Below are 21,308 nucleotides of genomic sequence, written 5' to 3'. Positions count from 1 at the left end.
CCACGGCACCGACCAGCCCGGACAGGCTGCCGGTGGTGCCGGCCACCTGCTGCACCAGCAGGTGAATCTTCTCGACGAAGCGGTTGAACGAGGCGGACAGCTCGCCCAACTCGTCACGGCTGGTGACCGGCAGGCGATGGGTCAGGTTGCCGTCGCCAGCGGCCATGTCGTCGAGGTTGGCCTTGATCAGCTGCACCGGCCGGGTGATCGACGCCGCCAGCGGCAGGGCCAGCAGCGTCAGCACCAACAGCAGGCCGACGGCCGAACCGATCATCACCAGCAACAGGTGGTCGGTGCTGCGCTGGAACTCGTCGCGGGCCAGTTGCACGTCGCGCTCGACGCCATCGAGGTTGACCGAGGTGCCGAACACCAGCTTCCACTTCGGCAGGTAGTGGGCATAGCCCACCTTGGCCACCAGTTCCTGGCCGTCGCCGAGCACGAAGCTGTAGTCGACGTAGTGGCTGTTATCCATGCCGGCCCGCACCAGCTCGCGGATGGCGTAGACGCCGTTGGGGTCGCGGTAGCCGCTGAAGTCCTCGCCGATCTTGTCGTCGGTGTTGCCCTGCAGCACCCGGCGGATGCCGGTGTCATAGCCCCAGAAGTAGCCGTCGACGCCGTAGGACAGGCGCTTGAGCACCTGCACCGCCTCGTCGCGCGCCGCCAGGTCGCCGTCGGCCGAGGCCTGGTACAGCGGGGCGATGGCGTTCAGCGCCAGCTCGACGTACTGCTTGATCTCGCTCTTGCGATCCTCCACCAGCTTGGCGCGGGTCTGCGCCTCCTGCTGGGCGGCCAGGTTGTCGAGCACCACCATGGCGATGCTGGAGAGCAGCAGGGTCAGCAGGCAGATAGGGCCGAGGGCCAACAGCAAGACTTTGGAGCGCAAACGCAGTCGGGCGAACATGGTCACGGCACCTGCAACATGAGGGAATTAAAGGAATGGCATATTGCCGATATCCTGGCGTCATAAAAATAGAGAAACACAAAAACTGGTCGGACCAGCCGTAAAATCGTCGGGGAAGATTCAGGCCATCGCGGCGTGACCGCACCTCAAATGGCCGTTATCGGGGGCAATAAAAAATTGCCCGGAGCAATTTTTGACGTCGCCTGCGACGGCCCCGCAGGGGTGGCCGCCAGGGATGGTGGGCAACAAAAAACCCGCCGCAGCGGGTTTTTCGGGTCAGCTCGGGCGAATCACTTCTTGCCCAGCTTCTTCAGCTCTTCGTCGCGCAGCTCGCGGCGCAGGATCTTGCCGACGTTGGTGGTCGGCAGCACGTCGCGGAACTCGACGCTTTTCGGCACCTTGTAGCCGGTGAGGTTGGCGCGCATGTGCTCCATGACCTGTTCCTTGGTCAGGGTCACGCCCGGTTTGGCGACCACAAAGATTTTGATCGCTTCGCCGGATTTCTCGTCCGGGATGCCGATGGCCGCGCACTGCAATACGCCCGGCAGGGTCGCCAGTACGTCTTCCAGCTCGTTCGGGTAGACGTTGAAGCCGGACACCAGAATCATGTCCTTCTTGCGGTCGACGATGCGCATGTAGCCGTCTTCCTGGATCACCGCGATGTCGCCGGTCTTCAACCAGCCGTCGGCGTCGAGGATTTCGTCGGTGGCTTCCTGGCGCTGCCAGTAGCCCTTCATCACTTGCGGGCCTTTGACGCACAGCTCGCCGATCGAGCCAAGCGGCAGCTCGTTGCCTTCGTCGTCGATGACCTTGCACAGGGTCGACGGCACCGGAATGCCGATGGTGCCGATCTGAATGTGCTGGATCGGGTTGACCGAGGCCACCGGGCTGGTTTCGGTCATGCCGAAGCCTTCGCAGATGGCGCAACCGGTGACTTGCTTCCAGCGCTCGGCGGTGGCCAGTTGCAGGGCCATGCCGCCGGACAGGGTGACCTTCAACGCGGAGAAGTCGAGCTTCTGGAACTCTTCGTTGTTGCACAGCGCGACGAACAGCGTGTTGAGACCAACGAAGCCGCTGAACTTGTGCTGCGCCAGGTCCTTGATCATCCCCGGCAGGTCGCGCGGGTTGGTGATCAGCACGTTGTGGTTACCGATCAGCATCATCGCCATGCAGTGAAAGGTGAAGGCGTAGATGTGGTACAGCGGCAGCGGCGCGATCAGAATCTCGCAGCCTTCGTTGAGGTTGGAGCCCATCAGCGCCTTGCACTGCAACATGTTGGCGATCAGGTTGCGGTGGGTCAGCATCGCGCCCTTGGCCACGCCGGTGGTGCCGCCGGTGTATTGCAGCACGGCGATGTCGCCGTTGTTCGGGTTGGCTTCGTTGACCGGCTTGCCGCGGCCTTTGCCCAGGGCCTCGGTGAATTTGACGGCGTGCGGCAGGTTGTACGCCGGCACCATCTTCTTCACGTACTTGACCACGCTGTTGACCAGCAGGCGCTTGAGCGGCGGCAGCATGTCGCCGACTTCGGTGATGATGACGGTCTTGATCCCGGTCTTCGGCAGCACTTGCTCAGCCAGGTGTGCCATGTTGGCCAGGCTGATCAGCGCCTTGGCGCCGGAATCGTTGAATTGGTGTTCCATTTCCCGCGCGGTGTACAGCGGGTTGGTGTTGACCACCACCAGGCCGGCGCGCAGGGCGCCGAATACCGCGACCGGGTATTGCAGGACGTTGGGCAGTTGCACGGCGATACGGTCGCCGGGCTGCAAGTCGGTGTGCTGCTGCAAGTAGGCGGCGAACGCCCCGGAGAGCTCATACAGCTCGCCGTAGGTCAGGGTCTTACCGAGGTTGCTGAAGGCAGGCTTGTCAGCGAAGCGTTGGCAGGACTGTTTCAGTACCGCCTGAATATTCGGGTACTGGTCGGGATCGATTTCGGCAGCAATCCCAACGGGATACTTATCCTTCCAAAAGTTTTCGGTCATGGAAGCCCACTCCTAAGCAACAGCTAATCTTCACCGCGCGAAGGCGGTTGTTTGTTGTATGTTTGCTCGTTTTTTTGCCGACTAGACGGCAAAAAAGCGGGCCGAGAGTAGCAGCTTTGCCAGGGACCGCCTAGCACCAAACCAGGCCTCGTCAGTCAAAAAAATGACCGAAAGCCCAGCTTTCGGTCATTTTTAGAGCAGCCCTTTCGATCAGCCGATAGACGGCGGTACTTCAGGGTTTCAGGCGATATCACGTAACTCGCGGCGCAAAATCTTGCCGACCGGGGTCATCGGCAGCGAATCGCGGAAGACGATGTGCTTGGGCACCTTATAGCCGGTGAAGTTTTCCTTGCAGTAGGCTTTCAGTTCCTCGGCGCTGAGGCCACCGTCGCGGGCGACCACGAACAGTTTGACCACTTCCCCAGACTTCTCGTCCGGCACGCCGATGGCCGCGCAGCTGGCGACTTTCGGGTGGGCCATGACCACATCTTCGATCTCGTTGGGGTACACGTTGAAGCCGGAGACGATGATCATGTCCTTCTTGCGGTCGACGATACGCACGAAGCCGTCCGGGTCGATCACCGCCACGTCACCGCTCTTGAACCAGCCGTCGGCGTCCAGCACCTCGGCCGTGGCCTCTTCGCGGTTCCAGTAGCCCTTCATCACCTGCGGGCCTTTGATGCACAGCTCGCCGCGTTCGCCCAGGGCCAGCGCGTTGCCGTCGTCATCGATGACCTTGAATGCGGTGCCCGGCACCGGAATGCCCACCGTGCCCAGGCGCGCCTTGTCGCCATACGGATTGGTGCTGGCCACCGGCGAGGTTTCGGTGAGGCCGTAGCCTTCGACCACGGTGCAGCCGGTCATCGCCTGCCAACGCTCGGCGGTGGCTTTGACCAAGGCGGTGCCGCCGGAATTGGTGACCTTGAGGTTGGAGAAATCCAGGTGCTTGAACTCAGGGTGATCCATCAGCGCGACGAACAGCGTATTGAGGCCCAGCAACGCGGAAAACTTCCACTTGCCCAGTTCCTTGACGAAGCCTGCAATGTCGCGCGGGTTGGTGATCAGCACGTTGTGGTTGCCGTTGACCATCATGCACATGCAGTTCGCGGTGAAGGCATAGATGTGGTACAGCGGCAGCGGCGCGATCATGATTTCCTGGCCCTGCTTCATCAGCGGGCTGCCATCGGCACCGAGCTGCGACAGGCAGGCATCCACTTGCAGCATGTTGGCCACCAGGTTGCCGTGGGTCAGCATCGCGCCCTTGGCCACGCCGGTGGTGCCGCCGGTGTATTGCAGCACGGCGATGTCGCTGTGGCCGACCTTGACCGGCTTGAGGCCGTGGCCCTGCCCTTGCTTGAGCGCGTCCTTGAACGATACCGCCTGCGGCAGGTGGTAGTCGGGGACCATTTTCTTGACCTTTTTCACCACGGTATTGACCAGCCAGCCTTTCAGGCTCGGCAGCAGGTCGCCCATCTTGGCTTCGATCAGGTAGTCGATGTCGGTGTCCGGCAGCACGTCCTGCACCAACTTGCCGAACATGTTCAGGTAGACCAGCGCCCGCACGCCGGCATCCTTGAACTGGTGGCGCATTTCGCGGGCGGTGTACAGCGGGTTGGTGTTGACCACGATCAGCCCGGCGCGCATGGCGCCAAACACCGCAATCGGGTATTGCAGGACGTTGGGCATCTGCACGGCGATACGGTCGCCGGGTTGCAGATCGGTGTGCTTTTGCAGGTAGCCGGCGAAGGCCGCGGACAGGCGATCCAGCTCGGCGTAGGTCAGGGTCACGCCCAGGTTGCTGAATGCCGGGCGGTCGGCGAATTTCTTGCACGAGCGCTCGAACACCTCGATGACCGACTTGTAGGCCTCCAGGTCGATGTCGTTGGGTACGCCGGCCGGGCGTTTGTCGCTCCAAAAATCAGGCTGCATTATTTTTATCCTCTTCCCCTGAAAGTGTCTGCCCTGATCGGCACGCCTTGCATCACCTCATGCAGCCGCGCGTAAGAGCCTGTGGCGAACTTAGCAGCTATGCCGCAAGGCGCAAATACTTGCGGCAGCGTCATTGACCGCGTGAATCTTCGTCCACGCCGTTCAGCTGGGAAAAGCCCATCGCCTGGCTCTACAATGCCGCACTCTTGCAGGCCTAAGGATTCGCCATGCTCCACGATGCGTTTTGGCTCAGTAGCAGCGATGCCGCCCCTCTTTATGTGAACCGCTGGTTCGCCGAGCAGCCGCCCAAAGCGGTGGTCATGGTGGCGCACGGCATGGCGGAACACAGCGGTCGCTATGCGCGGTTGGGCGCAGCGTTGGTGGCCGCAGGTTATGAGCTCTATGCCCACGACCAGCGCGGCCATGGCAAGACCGCCGAACACGGCATGCTCGGCCATTACGCCGACGACAATGGCTGGCAACAAGTGGTAGGCGACCTCGCCTGCCTCAATCACCAGATTCGCCAAACCCACCCGCAAGCCCCGATCTTCCTGCTCGGCCACAGCATGGGCAGCTATATCGGCCAAGCCTACCTGATGCAGCACAGTTGCAGTCTGCAAGGGGCGATTCTGTCTGGCTCCAACTACCAGCCGGTGGCGCTGTACCGTGTGGCACAGCGGCTCGCTCACCTCGAACGCTGGCGCCAAGGCCCGACCGGACGCAGTGCGCTGATCGAGTTCCTCTCCTTCGGCTCGTTCAACCAGGCCTTCAAGCCCACGCGCACCGCGTTCGACTGGTTGAGCCGCGATCCGGCCGAGGTCGACAAGTACGTCAACGATCCGCTGTGCGGCTTCCGCTGCGGCAATCAACTGTGGATCGACTTGCTCGGTGGCCTGCAACAGATCACCCCAGTGAAAAACCTCGCGCAGATCGACAGCAGCCTGCCGCTGCTGGTCATCGGCGGCGCCTGCGACCCAGTCAGCAACGGCAAACGCCTGGAGGCGCTGGCCAACGCCCTGCGCCAGGCCGGCAATAAGCAGGTGCACCTGAAGATTTACCCGGACGCCCGCCACGAACTGCTCAACGAGAGCAATCGCGACGAAGTCACCGCCTACCTGATCGATTGGCTCGAGCAAGCCCTGCGCTTGCCCCGCCAACGCCACTCACAGCTCCAGGAGATTCAGCCATGAGCCAAAGCAGCAACACGCCTTACGACGCCCTCGAAGTCGGCCAGACCGCCAGTTACAGCCGCACCGTCGGAGAACGCGATATCCAGCTGTTCGCCGAAGTTTCCGGCGACCGCAACCCGGTGCACCTGGATGCCGACTACGCCGCCAGCAGCATGTTCAAAGAGCGCATCGCCCACGGCATGTTCAGCGGTGCGCTGATCAGCGCGGCGGTGGCCTGCGAGTTGCCCGGCCCGGGCACTATTTATATCGGCCAGACCATGCGCTTCACCGCGCCGGTCAAGCTCGGCGATACCCTCACCGTGCGTCTGGAAATCCTCGAAAAACTGCCGAAGTTCCGCGTGCGTGTGGCCACTCGCGTGTTCAATCAGCGCGACGAGCTGGTGGTGGACGGCGAAGCGGAAATTCTCGCGCCGCGTAAACAGCTAACCGTCGAACTGGCCGAACTGCCGCCGATCACCATCGGCTGAGCAGCCAATCCGTAGGGTGGGTTGGCGCATGCGTTAAAAATTACGAGTTACACCGATTACGAACGCCATAACCCACCAGCTTCCCTACGCTATTCCTGCCCTTGCGCCGGATTACGCACTACCAACCGCCTTACTGGAGAATTCCATGTCCCTGTCCATGTACCACGTGTCCGTTGCGGTCTTCACCCGTCAACTGAGCAACCTGTCGACCATCCTTGGCATCGCCGCCGCCCACGCCGAGAGCAAGAAAATCGAGCAGAGCGTCTTCCTCAACGCGCGCCTGGCGCCGGACATGTTCCCGCTCAGCCGTCAGGTACAGATCGCCTGCGACGGCGTGAAAGCCGGCGCCGCCCTGCTGGCCGGCAGCGAAGCACCGAGCTATGCCGACGACGAAACCAGCTTCGCCGAGCTGCAAGCACGCATCGCCAAGACCCTGGCCTTCCTGCAAGGCATCAGCGCCGAGCAGATCGACGGCAGCGAAGAGCGCACCGTGACCCTCAAGCGTCGCGACAAGGAAACCCACTTCCAGGGCCAGGCCTTCCTGCTCGACCACGTGCTGCCGAACTTCTATTTCCACCTGACCACCGCCTACGCCATCCTGCGCCACAACGGCGTCGAGATCGGCAAGCGCGACTTCCTCGGCACCCGCTGAGGCGCCGCCGCGCGACAGCACAAGACCGGCTCAGGCCGGTCTTGTGCTGTCAGGGCACCCGCGCCCACCGCGCCAGACCAGCGGGCAACCTGGGGTTGACGGCTACAGGTGGCTCTATGCTGAAAGTAGCTGCGGCGCCCAGCGCCGTGGCGATGTCAAGGCCGGTAGCCGGCGCGTCATATACCGCTCGGCTTAATCCTCGGCGCCGGGCTTGCCATTAATTAAATAAGTATTTAATTAATGGCACATGAACAGATCAGCCCCCGCTCCAGACAAAACCGCCCGTACGCCAGGGCGCCCCACTGCCGACGCTGCCCCGCAGCGCGAACGCCTGCTGGACGCCGCCGTGAACGCCTTCGCTCATACCGGCATCCACGCATCCAGCCTGCGCGGCATCGCCCAGCAGGCCGGTGTCACCCCGGCACTGGTCAATTACTACTTCGGCAACAAGCCGTGCCTGGTCGAAGCCATGGTGGAGGAGCGCTTGCTGCCGCTGATCCAAGGCGTTGCCGCACGCCTGCAACAGGCCGGCGACAGCCCACGCGAACTGGTTAGCCAGTTCGTCCGCGGGATGAGCGAGATGGTGACCCGGCATCCGTGGATTCCACCGTTGTGGGTGCGCGAAATCCTCTGCGAAGGCGGTGCACTACGTGACCTGCTGACCACCCGCGTCGCTCCACTGATCCCTCTGCTGCTGGCCCAGCGCTTCGCCGCCGCCCAGGCGCGCGGCGACCTCAACCCCGCGCTCGACCCACGCTTACTGGTGGTCTCGCTGATCGGCCTGACCATGCTGCCGCACGCCGCCGCGCCGCTCTGGCGCGGGATATTCGCCAACCCGCAGATCGGCGACGAAGCACTGATCTGCCACACCCTCGCCCTGCTCGAACAGGGGATGGAGGCCTGAAATGACCAGACTACTGCCCGGCCTGTTGTGCGTCACCCTGCTCGCCGGCTGCGAGCAGCCGGGCGACGATGCGCTACTCGGCAGCCTGGAATGGGACCGCATCGGCGTGCCTGCCGAGGCCTCGGAAACCATCCTCAGTTGGCACGTCGCCGAGGGCCAGTATGTCGAGGCCGGACAATTGCTGTTGGCGCTCGACCCACGCCGCCAGGATGCGCGCATCGCCCAGGCGCGCGGCGAAGTGGCCCAGGCCGAGGCCCGCCTCAACGAGCTGAGCAACGGCGCCCGCCGTGAAACCCTTGACGCGGCACAGGCCACGCTGGCGCGCCAGCGTGCCGAGCAGCGTAATGCCGAGCACAATTTCCAGCGTATTGCCGCGCTCTACCAACGTGGCCAGGTGGCCATTGCCGAGCTGGACCGCGCCCGCGCCGGCCGCGACCAGAGTCAGGCCGCCACGCGTAACGCCGATGCCCAACTGCGCGAACTGAGCAACGGCACCCGCCCCGAACAGCTCGAGCAGGCTGCCGCTGCGCTGGACGCCGCACGTGGCAAGCTCGCCCAGGTTATGCTCGACCGCGAACACCTGAACGTGCGTGCGCCACGGGCCGGCCGGGTCGATGCCCTGCCCTTCAAGGCCGGCGACCAACCGCCAAGCGGCGCCGAAGTGGCCAGCCTGCTGGTCGGCGAGATGCCCTATGCGCGGGTCTACATCCCCGCTAGCCAGCGGCCGCACACCGCCCTGGGCGACGCCATGCGCGTGCAGGTCGAAGGCATAGAACAGCCCTTCGCCGCCACCGTCAGCAGCATCCGCAGCGAGGCCAGCTTCACCCCGTATTTCGCCCTCAGCGGCGACGATGCCAGCCGGCTGATGTACCGTGCCGAGCTGCGCCTGCACGGCGCTGCCGCGCGCCAACTACCGGCCGGTTTGCCCCTGCAAGCCGAGCACGACGATGAACAGCCATGAGTCGGTAATCCAGGCGCGCGGCCTGAGCAAGCGTTTTGGCACGCTTACCGCGGTCGACCAACTCAACCTCAGCGTGCGCCGCGCCGAGGTGTTCGGCTTTCTCGGCCCCAACGGCTGCGGCAAATCCACCACCATCCGCATGCTGTGTGGCCTGTTGCTGCCCAGCGCCGGTGAGATCGAGGTGCTTGGCTGCCAGATCCCCCGCGATGCCGAGGCGCTGAAACGGCGCATCGGTTACATGACGCAGAAGTTCTCGCTGTACGAAGACCTCAGCGTCGCCGAGAACCTGGAATTTCTCGCCACCGTACAGGGCCTTGCTAAACACGCGGCGCGCCAGCGCATCGAGGAGCTGCTGGAGCGTTACTGGCTGGCCGACCGTCGCCGGCAGATGGCCGGCAGCCTCAGCGGCGGGCAGAAACAGCGCCTGGCCCTGGCCGGTGCGGTGCTGCACAAGCCGGACCTACTGTTGCTCGACGAACCGACCAGCGCCGTCGATCCGCAATCGCGCCGCGAGTTCTGGGACTCGCTGTTCGAGCTGGCCGACGCCGGCACCACCCTACTGGTCTCCACCCACTACATGGACGAGGCCGAGCGCTGCACGCGTCTGGGTATCCTCGATGCCGGCCGTCTGGTGGCAGATGGCAGCCCGCGCCAGCTGATGGACGCCCTGCCCGGCCACCCACTGTTGATCGAATGCGCCCAGCCGCGCCAGGCGCAACGTGCTCTGCAAGGCTTCCCGGAGGTGCTGGCGCTGGCGCAGATCGGGGCCAGCCTGCGCGTGCTGGTCGCCACCGCCGATGCGCGCCAGCGCATAGCACAGCGCCTGCGCGCCACCCACCTCGAGGCGCGAATCGAGGACACCGAAGCGAACCTGGAAGACGTATTCGTCACCGTCACCCGCACACCATTGCAGGTCGCGCCATGAACCTGCATCGCCTGGCCGCCATCGTGGTCAAGGAACTGCGCCAGTTGCACCGCGACCGGCTGACCGTCGCCATGATCGTCGGCATCCCGCTGCTGCAACTGGTGCTGTTCGGCTACGCGATCAACATGGATGTACGCGGTATCGACGCCGCCGTGCTGGACCAGGCCAACACCGCGCGCTCACGTGAGGTGGTGGCGGAAATCGGCGTCAGCCAGGTGCTCAACCTGCGCTACCGGCTGAGCACGCCGCAACAACTGGACAGCCTGCTGCGCCAGGGCAAGATCAGCGCCGCCCTGGTGGTGCCGGCGAATTTTGAGGCGCGCCTGCAACGCCATGATCGCCCGCCACTGCAACTGGTGGTGGATGGCTCCGACCAGAGCGTGCAAGCCTCGGCGCGGCAGCTGGCGGCCTATCCGCTGCCCGGCTGGGAGAGTCGCCAGGGCGTGGCGCTGATCAACCTGTACAACCCGCAGCGCCTGGCGCCGCTGAACACCGTGCCTGGGTTGATCGGGGTGATCCTGACCATGACCATGGTGCTATTCACCGCCATCGCCCTGGTTCGCGAGCGCGAACGCGGCAACCTGGAGATGCTTATTGCTACGCCGCTGTCGCCCTGGGAGCTGACCCTCGGCAAGGTACTGCCGTTCATCGGCATCGGTCTGATTCAGGTAACGGTGATCCTGCTGGCCGGCCGCCTGCTGTTCCAGGTACCGATCCGCGGCTCGCTGCTGGAGCTGTACGGCGCCGCCTTGCTATTTATCGTCGCCAGCCTGGCCCTCGGGGTGTTCATCTCGACCCTGGCGCGGACGCAGTTCCAAGCCATGCAAATGGCCTTCTTCACCTTCCTCCCGCAAATCCTGCTGTCCGGTTTTATGTTCCCGTTCGCCGGCATGCCCCGGGCCGCGCAGTGGATCGCCGAGCTGTTGCCGCTCACCCACTTCCTGCGCCTGGCGCGCGGCATCATGCTGCGCAGCGCCGGGCTGCTCGACTTGTGGCCGGAAATGCTCGCGCTGCTGGTGTTCGCCGTGCTGATGCTGAGCATCGCGGTGGCGCGGGTGACCAAGCGCCTGGACTGATAGCCAGGCGCGCCGGGCAAGTCCACGGGCTAGCGCCAACCTCCGCAGCCGTACCGCCGCCCACGCCCAAGCCGCAGGCAAAAAACGGACAAAAAAAGGGCGACCGAAGTCGCCCGAATTGCCTTGCGTGCCTCTTGTGGAGGGATTCAGCGCGCCTTGCGCTTGTGCGAATCCTTCCAGATGAAGTAACCGACGCCTGCGAAGAAGGCGCACATCAGGCCGACGGTGCCAACACCGGCGAGCACTACGACATCGATAAACATGGTTGCCTCCTGCGTGAGTCCTGTCTGGGATGGCTCCACATTACTCAGGGCAGCGCAGGCACACATTGATCTGGATCAATGCGACTGGGGGCGCGATTGGCGGGCGCGGGAAAGACCTGATCCAAATCAATGGATCGGTGCGGCAGGCGGGAATCAGCGTTTTTTCGGCTTGGTTTTTGATTTTTTCTTGGCCTGGGCCAGCGGCAACGCCTGCTCGAAGGCCTGGCGCATGTCGTCGAGCTTCTTGTCGTGTACGTCGTGGATACGCTTGCCGCGCTCGGCGGTGAAATCGATCAGGTTGTCGTCGTTGCTCATGAGGGCGACCGGATTAGGCGAAATGTCAGGTTCAGGCGGGGCGCGCACGGCGTGCGCGTCTTCGCCACTTGATGCTGCCAATAATGCTGCGTCGGCCCGCGCATGACCAGTAGCGAACCGTGCTCCAGCGCCAGCGAGTGCTCGATACGACTCTGCCCCTTGCGGCGCAGGTCGAAACGCCGGGTACCGCCGAGGTTGAGCGAGGCAACCAGCGGGTTGCGGCCCAACTCCGCTTCATCATCGCTGTGCCAGCCCATCGAGTCGTTGCCATCGCGGTAGTAGTTGAGCAGCACGCCGTTGAGCGCCTGTCCTGCCGCTGCCGCTACACGGCGGCGAATCTCGGCCAGCAGTGGCGTCCAGGGCAGCGGTTGGTGGGTCAGCCCGGAGTAACGGTAGCTGGCCTCGGCATCGCCGTACCAAGCCACCAGACGCGGCACCGGGTAGGCGCGCCCGTACAGGCGCACTTGCGGCTGCTCCCAAGGCGTCTGCGCGATCAGTTGCTGCAACCAGCGATCCGCAGTGGCGGCGTCCAGCCACTGCGCTTGCAGCTGGAGTTCGGCATCGGGCAACTGCAAGTCGGTGTCGGCGAACAGGTTCACGTCGGGCTCGGCGCTATGCGGGACAGAAGCGCATTGTGCGCGGCTCAGACTTCCACATCCACCCACAGCCCTTGTCGCGGCAGCGCCTCGATCACCGCCTCGTCGGCCTTGGCCACCTCGCCTTCGGCCAACTCTTCCGGGGTGTAGCCCCGCCGCTGACGTCGGCGCTGCTCTTCGCGCAGCAGCTCGGCGGCCTCCTGGGGATGGCGTTTGTCCAGGCCCACGCCACTTTCCTTGGCGCCTTCGGCAGCCGGCGTCACCGGCGGAATGTCGGGGCGTGGCTTGATCACGTCCTGCTGCACGGTGACTGGCGCCATGCTGTGGGGAATCGGTGGTAGCACGTTATCGCCCTCCTTTGGTCAGACTGTCGGCCAGGCGAACGCCGACTTGAGAGCAGCCTCGCTACACTTTCGACTCAGGTTACGCCGCTAAGTGCCCGTTTGCAGTGAATGCGCCTTTGGCCTGGGCTCGGCGTTCCGTTACCATAGCCGGCTTTTTCACGCGGGAGACAGACAGGCATGGCGCAATACGAACCGGGGCAACGCTGGATCAGTGACAGCGAGGCTGAACTGGGTTTAGGGACCGTCCTCATGCAGGATGGCCGCATGCTCACCGTGCTCTACCCGGCTACCGGCGAAACCCGCCAATACGCCACCCGCAATGCACCGCTGACCCGCGTGCGCTTCTCCCCGGGCGACGAAATCACCCACTTCGAGGGCTGGAAGCTGACCGTGCAGCAAGTCGACGATGTCGATGGCCTGCTGGTTTACCACGGCCTCGATGGGCAGAACCAGAGCGTCACCCTGCCGGAAACCCAACTGTCGAATTTCATCCAGTTCCGCCTGGCCAGCGACCGCCTGTTCGCCGGGCAGATCGACCCGCTGCCCTGGTTCGCCCTGCGCTACCGCACCCTGGAATTCACCAGCCGCCAGCTGCAATCCTCGCTGTGGGGCCTGGGCGGCGTGCGTGCGCAACCGATTGCGCACCAGCTGCACATCGCCCGCGAAGTCGCCGACCGCATCGCCCCGCGCGTCCTGCTGGCCGATGAAGTGGGCCTGGGCAAGACCATCGAAGCCGGCCTGGTGATTCACCGCCAGCTGCTCTCCGGGCGCGCCAACCGCGTGCTGATCCTGGTCCCGGAAAACCTCCAGCACCAGTGGCTGGTGGAAATGCGCCGGCGCTTCAACCTGGATGTGGCCCTGTTCGACGCCGAGCGCTTTATCGAAAGCGACGCCAGCAACCCGTTCGAGGACTGCCAGCTTGCCCTGGTCGCGCTGGAATGGCTGTGCGAGGACGAAAAAGCCCAGGACGCGCTGTTTGCCGCCGGCTGGGACCTGATGGTGGTCGACGAAGCCCATCACCTGGTCTGGCACCCGGAACACGCCAGCCGGGAATACGCCCTGGTCGAGCAGCTCGCCGAAGTGATTCCCGGCGTACTGCTGCTCACCGCCACCCCGGAACAGCTCGGCCAGGACAGCCACTTCGCCCGTCTGCGCCTGCTCGATCCGCACCGCTTCCACGACCTCGAAGCATTCCGCGCCGAGAGCGCCAATTACCGCCCGGTCGCCGAAGCCGTGCAGGAGTTGCTCGATCAGGGTCGCCTGTCGAGTGCCGCGCACACGACCATCCACGATTTCCTCGGCGCCGAGGGTGAAGGCCTGCTCGCCGCGGTCAACGATGGCGACAGCGAAGCTGCAGCGCGCCTGGTGCGCGAACTGCTCGACCGGCACGGCACCGGCCGCCTGCTGTTTCGCAACACCCGCGCCGCGGTGCAGGGTTTCCCCGAGCGCGATTTGCACCCCTACCCGCTGCCGAGCCCGGATCTGTACATGGAGCTGCCGATCGGCGAGCACCCGGATCTGTACCCGGAAGTCAGTTATCAGGCGCAGAGCGAGATCGACGACGAGCAGCGTTGGTGGCGTTTCGACCCGCGCGTCGAATGGCTGATCGATGCCCTGAAGATGCTCAAGAAATTCAAGGTACTGGTGATCTGCGCCCACGCCGAGACCGCCATGGACCTGGAGGACGCCCTGCGCGTGCGCTCCGGCATCCCGGCCACGGTGTTCCATGAAGGCATGAACATCCTCGAGCGCGACCGCGCCGCCGCCTACTTCGCCGACGAAGAGTTCGGTGCCCAGGTGTTGATCTGCTCGGAAATCGGCAGCGAAGGCCGCAACTTCCAGTTCGCCCACCACCTGGTGCTGTTCGACCTGCCGGCCCACCCGGACCTGCTCGAACAGCGTATCGGCCGCCTCGACCGCATCGGTCAGCAGCACCGCATCCAGTTGCATGTGCCGTACCTGGAAAACAGTCCGCAAGAGCGTCTGTTCCAGTGGTACCACCAAGCGCTGAACGCCTTCCTCGCCACCTGCCCGACCGGCAACGCCCTGCAACACCAGTTCGGCGGCCGCCTGCTGCCGCTGCTGGAAAGCGGCGACGACGGCGAATGGCAAACCCTGGTCGACGAGGCCAAGGCCGAACGCCTGCGCCTGGAAAGCGAGCTGCATGCCGGCCGCGACCGTCTACTGGAACTCAACTCCGGCGGTGCCGGCGAAGGCGAGGCGCTGGTCGAGGCGATTCTCGAACAGGACGACCAATTCGCCCTGCCGATCTATATGGAGCAGCTGTTCGACGCCTTCGGCATCGACAGCGAAGACCACTCGGACAACGCCCTGATCCTGCGCCCCAGCGAAAAGATGCTCGACGCCAGCTTCCCGCTGGGCGACGACGAAGGCGTGACCATCACCTACGACCGCAACCTGGCCCTGGCTCGCGAGGACATGCAGTTCCTCACCTGGGAACATCCGATGGTGCAAGGCGGCATGGACCTGGTGCGCTCCGGTTCGATGGGCAACACCGGCGTGGCGCTGATCAAGAACAAGGCGCTGAAACCCGGCACCGTGCTGCTCGAACTGCTGTATGTCAGTGAAGTGGTGGCCCCGCGCGCCCTGCAACTGGGTCGCTACCTGCCGCCGATTGCCCTGCGCTGCCTGCTCGATGCCAACGGCAACGACCTGGCACACAAGGTGGCCTTCGAAACCCTGAATGACCAGCTGGAAAGCGTGCCGCGCGCCAGTGCCAACAAGTTCGTGCAGGCCCAGCGCGACAGCCTCAACCCGCTGATCAATGCCGGCGAAGGCAAAATCGCCCCGCACCACATCACCCGGGTCGCGGAAGCCAAGCGCCGTCTGGCGGCCGACACCGAAGAAGAACTGGCCCGCCTGACCGCTCTGCAAGCGGTCAACCCGAGCGTACGCGACAGCGAGCTGGACGCCTTGCGCCAGCAACGCGAGCAAGGCCTGGCCCTGCTCGACAAGGCCGCCCTGCGCCTGGAGGCGATTCGCGTACTGGTCGCCGGCTAACTCGACCCGCTGAACAAACAAGGCCCGCAATTGCGGGCCTTGTTTGTTCAGGGTGACGGGCTGTGGGAGGGTTTCAGCCGCGATTCGACGCGCCTCTGGCTTGTCGCGGCCAAAGCCCCTCCCACATCACGCCGGCACCGCCTCGCTCATGCCGACGCGCATCCGCCGGGCATCGGCGGCGAAACAGCGCGAGGCCTGCACCAGCGCCAGCATGGTCAGCAACAGCGCCGCCGGGATCAGGTACATGGCGTCGTGCAGCCCTACCGCCTTGAACGCCTCGCTCATCTCGCTGGCACCTGCCGCAAGCATCGCCGCCTGGGCGAAGTGGTCGGAGAGCAAGCCCACGGCAATCGGCCCCAGCCCGCCGCCCAGCAAATACAGACCGGCGAAGAACAATGCCATGGCCGTGGCGCGCAGGCGCGGCTCGATAACGTCCTGAATCGCCGTGTAGACGCAGGTGTAGAAGTTGTAGGAGAACAACCAGCCCAGGCTGAACACGCCGACGAAGATGGCGATGTCGATACGCCCGGACAACAGCGCATAAGCGGTGGCCAGCGCCGCGATCAACATGCTGAACGCCGCGAACAACAGGCGCCCGGACTCCCAGCGCTGGTGAATCCGATCCGCCAACCAACCGCCGAGGGTCAGTCCCAGCAAACCGGTCACCCCGACAATCATGCCGGTGGCCATGGCCGCCTGCTCCAGCGGCAACAGAAAGTAGCGCTGCAGCATCGGCACCATGAACGAATTGCAGGCATAGGTGGCGAAGTTGAAGGTCAGCCCCGCCACCACCAGCCACCAGAAGGTGCGAATCGCCAGCACCTTGCGCAGCGGCTTGTCCACCGGTGCGGCCGCCACCTGTACGGCTTCGGCGGCGCCGCGCTTGGGCTCCTTGATGAAGAACATGAACAGCGCAAGGATCAGCCCCGGCACGGCGGCGATGAAGAACGGCGCACGCCAGCTGTCGAACGCCTCGACCATCGCACCAATGGTGAAGAACGCCAGCAACAGGCCAATCGGTAGGCCGAGCATGAAAATACCCATGGCCCGCGCCCGCTTGTGCGCCGGGAACAGGTCGCCGATCAGCGAATTGGCCGCCGGTGCATAACTGGCTTCGCCAATCCCGACCCCCATGCGAATCAGCAGGAAACTCCAGAAGTTCCAGGCCAGACCATTCACTGCGGTCAAGCCACTCCACACCGCCAAGCCCCAGCCCATGATCTTGCGTCGTGAGCCGGTGTCGGCCATGCGTCCCAGCGGTACACCGGCGATTGCATAAACGAGGGTGAATGCCGTGCCGATCAAGCCCAGCTGAAAGTCGCTGAGGCTCCACTCCATACGGATGGGTTCGATGATGATGGCCGGGATGGTGCGGTCGAAGAAGTTGAACAGGTTGGCGAGAAAAAGCAGGAACAAAATGCGCCACGCATTCGTCGCTGGCTGGGTGTGTTGCATGGAATCCATCTCTATTTGTTGTTATTGAAGCGCGCCGCCAACCTTGGCAACGCCTGTCAGACCTTTTGCAGGGTGCAATCTAGAGCGTTCGGCCTGATCTGTCTGCGACTATTCGCCGGATTTATGCACGCCGATGACGGCGATTCGCCGCGCTCGACGCCCCCGGCAACGCCTGCATTGCACGCCACCGACAACCGGCCGAATAACGCGAATTGCATTTTTTCATGCTACAACCAAGCGTGTTGCGCGCACTGTGGCCACTGGCCGTAGTGCCTTTCACCACTCGCCGGATTGTCGATCATGAAAATAAAAAAAGACGCTGTTTCCGCCGCTGCGACCGAAGCCACCCTGGCCAAACTGGCTGACGACTTGCTTATCCCCGCTGCGCCGCTGCGCCGGCTCGACGAGAACAGCGAGCAGTACATGTATTTCACCGAGCGCGACATCGATCGCATCCTCGACAACCTCGACGGCTTGCGCAGCCTGGTGTTCCCGCCGGCCAACCTGGATGACGACGCCGACATGCGCCGCGTCCAGCATTTCCCGTCGGTGTGCCTGATCGGCCTGGGCCGCTGCGGCTCGAATATCGCCCTGGATGTCGCCTCCCTGGTCTACAACGCCCGGCAGTTCTACCTCAGCGAATTCAACAACGAAGAAAAAGCCGTCGCCGAGCAGGATTTCCGCCCCACCCGCTGGATTCGCAGCAACCTGCTGCGCGCTCCGAGCAAGGACAGCAAACCGGTGTTCCTGATCGAGCCGCTGGTGATGCTCGGCGACCTGGACAAGGACATCGAAGGGCGCATCCGCTTTTCGCGCAAAGGCGAAACCAGCGGCTTTCTCAGCGACTACAGCAAGATGAAGATCATGGACCTGTCCGAGGTGCATGCGGGCGGCGCCGGTAACGCGCCGATCCTCGGCCAGTACCTGGCCAAGATCATCCTCAACAAGGACACCCAGCGCTTCAGCAACGCCGACTGGAAGTTTATCCACAGCTACTTGATCGACTCCTGCGGGATCAAGGCCAACCAGTCGCGCCTGTACTTCTACATCTTCAGCGCCGGTGGCGGCACGGGCTCGGGCATGGCCTCGGAATTTGGCCTGGCCCAGCAGTTCGCCTACATGAGCAAGACCTTCGACAGCAAAACCCAGGATGAAAACCCGGAAAACCGCGATCACAGCTTCGTTTTCGAACCGATTTTCACCAGCGGTATCTGCATCCTGCCGAACATTTCCGACCAGCGCAGCGAGATGTCCGAAGCCCTGCACATCAATGCTGGGCGCCTGCTGTGCAAGTACCTCGCCGAGGAATGGGACTTCTCCTACAACTTCGACAACGAGGAAAACAGCGAAGCCAGCGTGATGCGCCGCATCCGTCCGTGGAATGCGATGATGCTGATCTCCAACGACATCATGCGTTACGCCGAAGAGAGCGACGACGGCAACATCCAGAACATCGACGTCAACGCCATGGAGCGCCACGCCAACCAGTACATCTCGCAGCAGATCTTCAACATCCTCACCGCCCAGGCGGTGACCACCGACTACGACCAGAACTACTTCCGCCGCGCCGGTATCGACATCGGCGAAACCATTCGCCTGGATGCCAACGACCTGTTTATGAGCCTGGCAGGCCCGGTGGCGATCGCCTATGCCGAATCGGTGGTGCCCGAGCAGGCGTCCGCCAGCACCGACAAATTCCGCGTGCTGGATAAAGAGCCGCCCCGTTTGAACATCGACGACCTGTTCTTCCGCTCCATCGACCTGCCGCACTTCAACAAGGTCACCCAGGCCATCGAAGGCATCAGCCTGCTGCCGATCGAATCCAAGCGTTACCGCGAGGCCCTGTCGCACTACAAGAAATCCGGCTTCGACGCCGCCGAACTCAGCGACCTGCACTTCTTCAAGAACTGCTCCTCGGTGGTCTCGATCGTCTCCCTGCCGAAGGACTACAAACTCTCCTACATGGACCTGAACCGGCTCAAGACCCACCTCAACAGCCTGTTCCCCAACACCACGCTGAAACGCTACGCCCTGGTCATCGGCGCCTCGGCCAACCTCTCGTTGACCACCCTGATCGTCAAGAGCCCGTGCCTGTCGGACGATTTCCTGACCCTGATAGTGGCCTTTATCAAGCGCTGCTTCGCCCGCGAACAGCACCGTTTCGACGACAGCCTGGACACCGCCATCCTCGACTTCATCGTCGCCGACGAATTCGACGAGGCGCGGGTCGACGCCATGCTCAACGAACACGAAAACCCGGCGAAAATCCTCGACACCAACTGGTATGCAATCAAGCCGATGTACGAGAAGAAATACCGCGAGTTGATCCACGACAAGGACAAGTTCGTCTCGATCAACGACATTCGCCTGAGCCGTGACAGCGTGAAGAAAACCATCAAGTACCTGCGCGAAATCTACCGCCACCGCATCGGCAAGACCCGGGTGATCTCGCTCAACGACTACGACGCGCGCCGCTGACCGAAGCAGGCGTGGCCAGTAGCGCGCTGCTTGCCAGCGCACCGCTGGCGATCATTGACGCAACAGCAATCGCCGTCCATGGTTTAAACGGGCTGTTAAGCGCCAGCGTCGCTGGCAGGTTGTCATGCCAATACCATCACCCCACCACTCCTCACGCAGACCCGGCAGCAGCCAGAAATGGCTGGGCCTTGGCTGGTTATTAATTGTGCAGTGGCTGTGTCTGGCCGAGGCCGTGGCGGCCGACACGCTGCGCCTGCAATTGCGCTGGCTGCATCAGTTCCAGTTCGCCGGCTACTACATGGCCCTGGAAAAAGGCTATTACCAGCAGGCCGGGCTGGAGATACAGATCCTGGAAGGTGGCCCGGGAACCCCCAAACCCATCGATAGCATGCTCGCTGGCGATGCCGACTTCGCCATTGCCAACAGCGGCGTGGTCATCGCGCGCATGGCCGGCAAACCGGTGGTGGCGTTGGCGGCGATCATGCAGAGCTCGCCGATCGTGTGGATCGTGCGCGCCGACTCGGACATCTACACCCCGCTCGACCTGGCCGGCAAACGGGTGATGTTGATGCCGCCGCCGGAAAGCGCCGAGCTGCGCATCACTCTGGCCCTCGAAGGCATTGACCCCAATCGCCTGGATGTGCGCCAAACCAGCTTCAATCCGCAGGACCTGGTCGACGGCAAAGTCGATGCCTTCGACGGCTATATCTCCAACGAGCCGTTCTGGCTGAAGCAGCAACGGGTTGCTTACCGGCTGATCAACCCGCGCGAATACGGCGTGAACTTTTACAACGACGTGCTGACCACCCGTGAAGCCCTGCTGCAACAACGCCCCGAGCAGGTCGAGGCGTTTATCCAGGCCAGCCTGGTTGGCTGGCAGTACGCCCTGGATAACATCGAGGAAAGCGTGCAGCTGATACACCGGCGTTACGCACCCAACAAGAGCCTGGAGCATTTGCGCTTCGAGGCCGAAGAGCTGAAGAAACTGATCATGCCCGAGCTGGTGCAACTCGGGCACATGAACCCGGGGCGCTGGCAGACCATCGCGCGCAATTACGTACAACTGGGCATGGCCGAAGGGCCGGTAAACCTCGACGGTTTTATTTACCGGCACCAGGCCCGCACCGACCACCGCCTGCTCTATCGGGTACTTGCCGGTGCCGCCCTGGCCCTGCTGCTGGTTGGCACCGTGGCCCTGCGCTTCGCCCACCTGAGCCAACGCCTGCGCCTGGAGATCGGTCGCCGCCGTCAAGCCGAGCAGGAACTGCTCGGCAGCAACCTGCAACTGGAGCGCCTGGCCAACACCGACCGCCTGACCGGGCAATGGACCCGGCTTAAATTCGAAGAGGTGGCCAACAACGAAATCAACCGCGCCGGACGCTATGACCTGCCGCTGTCGCTGATATTCCTCGACATCGACCGTTTCAAACTGATCAACGACCAGCATGGCCACGAGGTTGGCGACGCCGTCTTGAGCGGAGTGGCGCACCGCCTCAAAGCACAATTGCGCGACTCGGACAGCCTGTGCCGCTGGGGCGGCGAGGAATTCATCATCCTCATGCCGCATACCGACCTCGATCACGCCTGCGCTATCGCGGAAAAACTGCGCGCCCTGCTCGCCGCGACTCCCGTGGCCGAGGGCATCGACGTCAGCGCCAGCTTTGGCGTCGCGCAATGGCAGGCCGGCCAGAGCCTACGCGAACTGGTGCACCGGGCCGACCAAATGCTCTACCGCGCCAAGCAACTGGGGCGCAACCGCGTCGAGTGTTTTACCCCCGGCAAGCACCTGCCGCAGGCGTAGGGTGGGTTACAACGCCGCTCGGGATGGAACAAATAATCCGCATGGCGAATG

General features: G+C 63.5%; 17 protein-coding genes and 1 pseudogene. 10 read left to right on the top strand and 8 right to left on the bottom strand.

The window, feature by feature from the left end; genetic code table 11:
* Positions 1-73: 73 nt before the first annotated feature.
* The 3 genes and pseudogenes from B3M58_RS22630 to fadD2 form a co-directional block, all read right to left on the bottom strand.
* Positions 74-811: pseudogene (locus B3M58_RS22630) on the bottom strand (cache domain-containing protein); the annotation flags it as partial.
* 380 nt (positions 812-1,191) lie between these two features.
* A complete protein-coding gene (fadD1, locus tag B3M58_RS13910) occupies positions 1,192-2,880 on the bottom strand; it encodes a long-chain-fatty-acid--CoA ligase FadD1 (RefSeq protein ID WP_296219933.1) in 1,689 nt (562 codons plus the stop codon).
* Between the two features lie 240 nt (positions 2,881-3,120).
* Positions 3,121-4,809, bottom strand: coding sequence for a long-chain-fatty-acid--CoA ligase FadD2 (gene fadD2 / locus B3M58_RS13905; RefSeq protein WP_296219931.1), 1,689 nt, complete (start codon positions 4,807-4,809; stop codon positions 3,121-3,123).
* Between the two features lie 227 nt (positions 4,810-5,036).
* Between fadD2 and B3M58_RS13900 the strand changes: the two genes are divergently transcribed.
* From B3M58_RS13900 to B3M58_RS13870, 7 genes are all read left to right on the top strand, one after another.
* The gene (locus B3M58_RS13900) at positions 5,037-5,999 is read left to right on the top strand and encodes an alpha/beta hydrolase (RefSeq protein ID WP_296219930.1); all 963 of its coding nucleotides are present in this window, start codon (positions 5,037-5,039) and stop codon (positions 5,997-5,999) included.
* Positions 5,996-6,466: a MaoC family dehydratase gene (locus B3M58_RS13895; protein ID WP_296219929.1), complete on the top strand. Its 471-nt coding sequence runs from the start codon at positions 5,996-5,998 to the stop codon at positions 6,464-6,466. Before B3M58_RS13900 ends, B3M58_RS13895 begins: the two co-directional genes overlap by 4 nt.
* A gap of 145 nt (positions 6,467-6,611) precedes the next feature.
* Positions 6,612-7,118 (top strand): DUF1993 domain-containing protein, encoded by a 507-nt coding sequence (locus B3M58_RS13890; RefSeq protein WP_296219928.1) that lies wholly within the window; start codon positions 6,612-6,614, stop codon positions 7,116-7,118.
* Positions 7,119-7,365: 247 nt separating this feature from the next.
* Positions 7,366-8,022, top strand: coding sequence for a TetR/AcrR family transcriptional regulator (locus B3M58_RS13885; protein WP_296219927.1), 657 nt, complete (start codon positions 7,366-7,368; stop codon positions 8,020-8,022).
* Between the two features lies 1 nt (position 8,023).
* On the top strand, positions 8,024-8,983 hold the full coding sequence (locus B3M58_RS13880; RefSeq protein WP_296219926.1) for an HlyD family secretion protein: 960 nt from the start codon (positions 8,024-8,026) through the stop codon (positions 8,981-8,983).
* A complete protein-coding gene (locus B3M58_RS13875) occupies positions 8,970-9,908 on the top strand; it encodes an ABC transporter ATP-binding protein (protein WP_296219924.1) in 939 nt (312 codons plus the stop codon). Before B3M58_RS13880 ends, B3M58_RS13875 begins: the two co-directional genes overlap by 14 nt.
* Positions 9,905-10,984 carry an ABC transporter permease gene (locus B3M58_RS13870; RefSeq protein ID WP_296219923.1) on the top strand — a complete coding sequence of 360 codons (1,080 nt, stop codon included), beginning with the start codon at positions 9,905-9,907 and terminating at the stop codon, positions 10,982-10,984. Before B3M58_RS13875 ends, B3M58_RS13870 begins: the two co-directional genes overlap by 4 nt.
* Positions 10,985-11,130: 146 nt before the next feature.
* On the opposite strand, the gene ccoM is transcribed toward B3M58_RS13870, so the two are convergent.
* The 4 genes from ccoM to B3M58_RS13850 form a co-directional block, all read right to left on the bottom strand.
* On the bottom strand, positions 11,131-11,247 hold the full coding sequence (gene ccoM / locus B3M58_RS13865; protein WP_296219921.1) for a cytochrome c oxidase subunit CcoM: 117 nt from the start codon (positions 11,245-11,247) through the stop codon (positions 11,131-11,133).
* A 153-nt stretch (positions 11,248-11,400) separates the two neighbouring features.
* Entirely contained in the window at positions 11,401-11,562 is a 162-nt protein-coding gene (locus tag B3M58_RS13860; protein WP_296219920.1) for a hypothetical protein, read from the bottom strand.
* Positions 11,559-12,161: an alpha-ketoglutarate-dependent dioxygenase AlkB family protein gene (locus B3M58_RS13855; protein ID WP_296219919.1), complete on the bottom strand. Its 603-nt coding sequence runs from the start codon at positions 12,159-12,161 to the stop codon at positions 11,559-11,561. The genes B3M58_RS13860 and B3M58_RS13855 overlap by 4 nt, the downstream gene beginning before the upstream one ends.
* Positions 12,162-12,205: 44 nt before the next feature.
* Positions 12,206-12,502 carry an aspartate-semialdehyde dehydrogenase gene (locus tag B3M58_RS13850; RefSeq protein WP_296219917.1) on the bottom strand — a complete coding sequence of 99 codons (297 nt, stop codon included), beginning with the start codon at positions 12,500-12,502 and terminating at the stop codon, positions 12,206-12,208.
* Positions 12,503-12,679: 177 nt separating this feature from the next.
* On the opposite strand from B3M58_RS13850, the gene rapA reads away from it, so the two are divergent.
* Entirely contained in the window at positions 12,680-15,523 is a 2,844-nt protein-coding gene (gene rapA / locus B3M58_RS13845; protein WP_296219916.1) for an RNA polymerase-associated protein RapA, read from the top strand.
* Between the two features lie 126 nt (positions 15,524-15,649).
* On the opposite strand, the gene B3M58_RS13840 is transcribed toward rapA, so the two are convergent.
* A complete protein-coding gene (locus tag B3M58_RS13840) occupies positions 15,650-16,978 on the bottom strand; it encodes a spinster family MFS transporter (RefSeq protein ID WP_296219915.1) in 1,329 nt (442 codons plus the stop codon).
* 423 nt (positions 16,979-17,401) lie between these two features.
* On the opposite strand from B3M58_RS13840, the gene B3M58_RS13835 reads away from it, so the two are divergent.
* Both B3M58_RS13835 and B3M58_RS13830 read left to right on the top strand, forming a co-directional pair.
* On the top strand, positions 17,402-19,456 hold the full coding sequence (locus B3M58_RS13835) for a hypothetical protein (RefSeq protein WP_296220119.1): 2,055 nt from the start codon (positions 17,402-17,404) through the stop codon (positions 19,454-19,456).
* Between the two features lie 205 nt (positions 19,457-19,661).
* A complete protein-coding gene (locus B3M58_RS13830; protein WP_296219914.1) occupies positions 19,662-21,257 on the top strand; it encodes a GGDEF domain-containing protein in 1,596 nt (531 codons plus the stop codon).
* Positions 21,258-21,308: the final 51 nt, after the last annotated feature.

Source organism: Pseudomonas sp. UBA2684 (assembly GCA_002354655.1).
GTDB lineage: Bacteria > Pseudomonadota > Gammaproteobacteria > Pseudomonadales > Pseudomonadaceae > Aquipseudomonas.
Note: the sequence above shows the minus strand (reverse complement) of the source record. Positions and strands in the feature narration are given on the sequence as shown.

What these genes read in the sequence shown, in the direction of transcription:
- B3M58_RS13840 (WP_296219915.1), bottom strand. Translation starts at nt 16,978, where the DNA reads ATGCAACACACCCAGCCAGCGACGAATGCGTGGCGCATTTTGTTCCTG.
- B3M58_RS13835 (WP_296220119.1), top strand. Translation starts at nt 17,402, where the DNA reads ATGTATTTCACCGAGCGCGACATCGATCGCATCCTCGACAACCTCGAC.
- B3M58_RS13885 (WP_296219927.1), top strand. Translation starts at nt 7,366, where the DNA reads ATGAACAGATCAGCCCCCGCTCCAGACAAAACCGCCCGTACGCCAGGG.
- B3M58_RS13890 (WP_296219928.1), top strand. Translation starts at nt 6,612, where the DNA reads ATGTCCCTGTCCATGTACCACGTGTCCGTTGCGGTCTTCACCCGTCAA.
- B3M58_RS13900 (WP_296219930.1), top strand. Translation starts at nt 5,037, where the DNA reads ATGCTCCACGATGCGTTTTGGCTCAGTAGCAGCGATGCCGCCCCTCTT.
- B3M58_RS13870 (WP_296219923.1), top strand. Translation starts at nt 9,905, where the DNA reads ATGAACCTGCATCGCCTGGCCGCCATCGTGGTCAAGGAACTGCGCCAG.
- fadD1 (WP_296219933.1), bottom strand. Translation starts at nt 2,880, where the DNA reads ATGACCGAAAACTTTTGGAAGGATAAGTATCCCGTTGGGATTGCTGCC.
- rapA (WP_296219916.1), top strand. Translation starts at nt 12,680, where the DNA reads ATGGCGCAATACGAACCGGGGCAACGCTGGATCAGTGACAGCGAGGCT.
- ccoM (WP_296219921.1), bottom strand. Translation starts at nt 11,247, where the DNA reads ATGTTTATCGATGTCGTAGTGCTCGCCGGTGTTGGCACCGTCGGCCTG.
- B3M58_RS13875 (WP_296219924.1), top strand. Translation starts at nt 8,970, where the DNA reads ATGAACAGCCATGAGTCGGTAATCCAGGCGCGCGGCCTGAGCAAGCGT.
- fadD2 (WP_296219931.1), bottom strand. Translation starts at nt 4,809, where the DNA reads ATGCAGCCTGATTTTTGGAGCGACAAACGCCCGGCCGGCGTACCCAAC.
- B3M58_RS13860 (WP_296219920.1), bottom strand. Translation starts at nt 11,562, where the DNA reads ATGAGCAACGACGACAACCTGATCGATTTCACCGCCGAGCGCGGCAAG.
- B3M58_RS13895 (WP_296219929.1), top strand. Translation starts at nt 5,996, where the DNA reads ATGAGCCAAAGCAGCAACACGCCTTACGACGCCCTCGAAGTCGGCCAG.
- B3M58_RS13880 (WP_296219926.1), top strand. Translation starts at nt 8,024, where the DNA reads ATGACCAGACTACTGCCCGGCCTGTTGTGCGTCACCCTGCTCGCCGGC.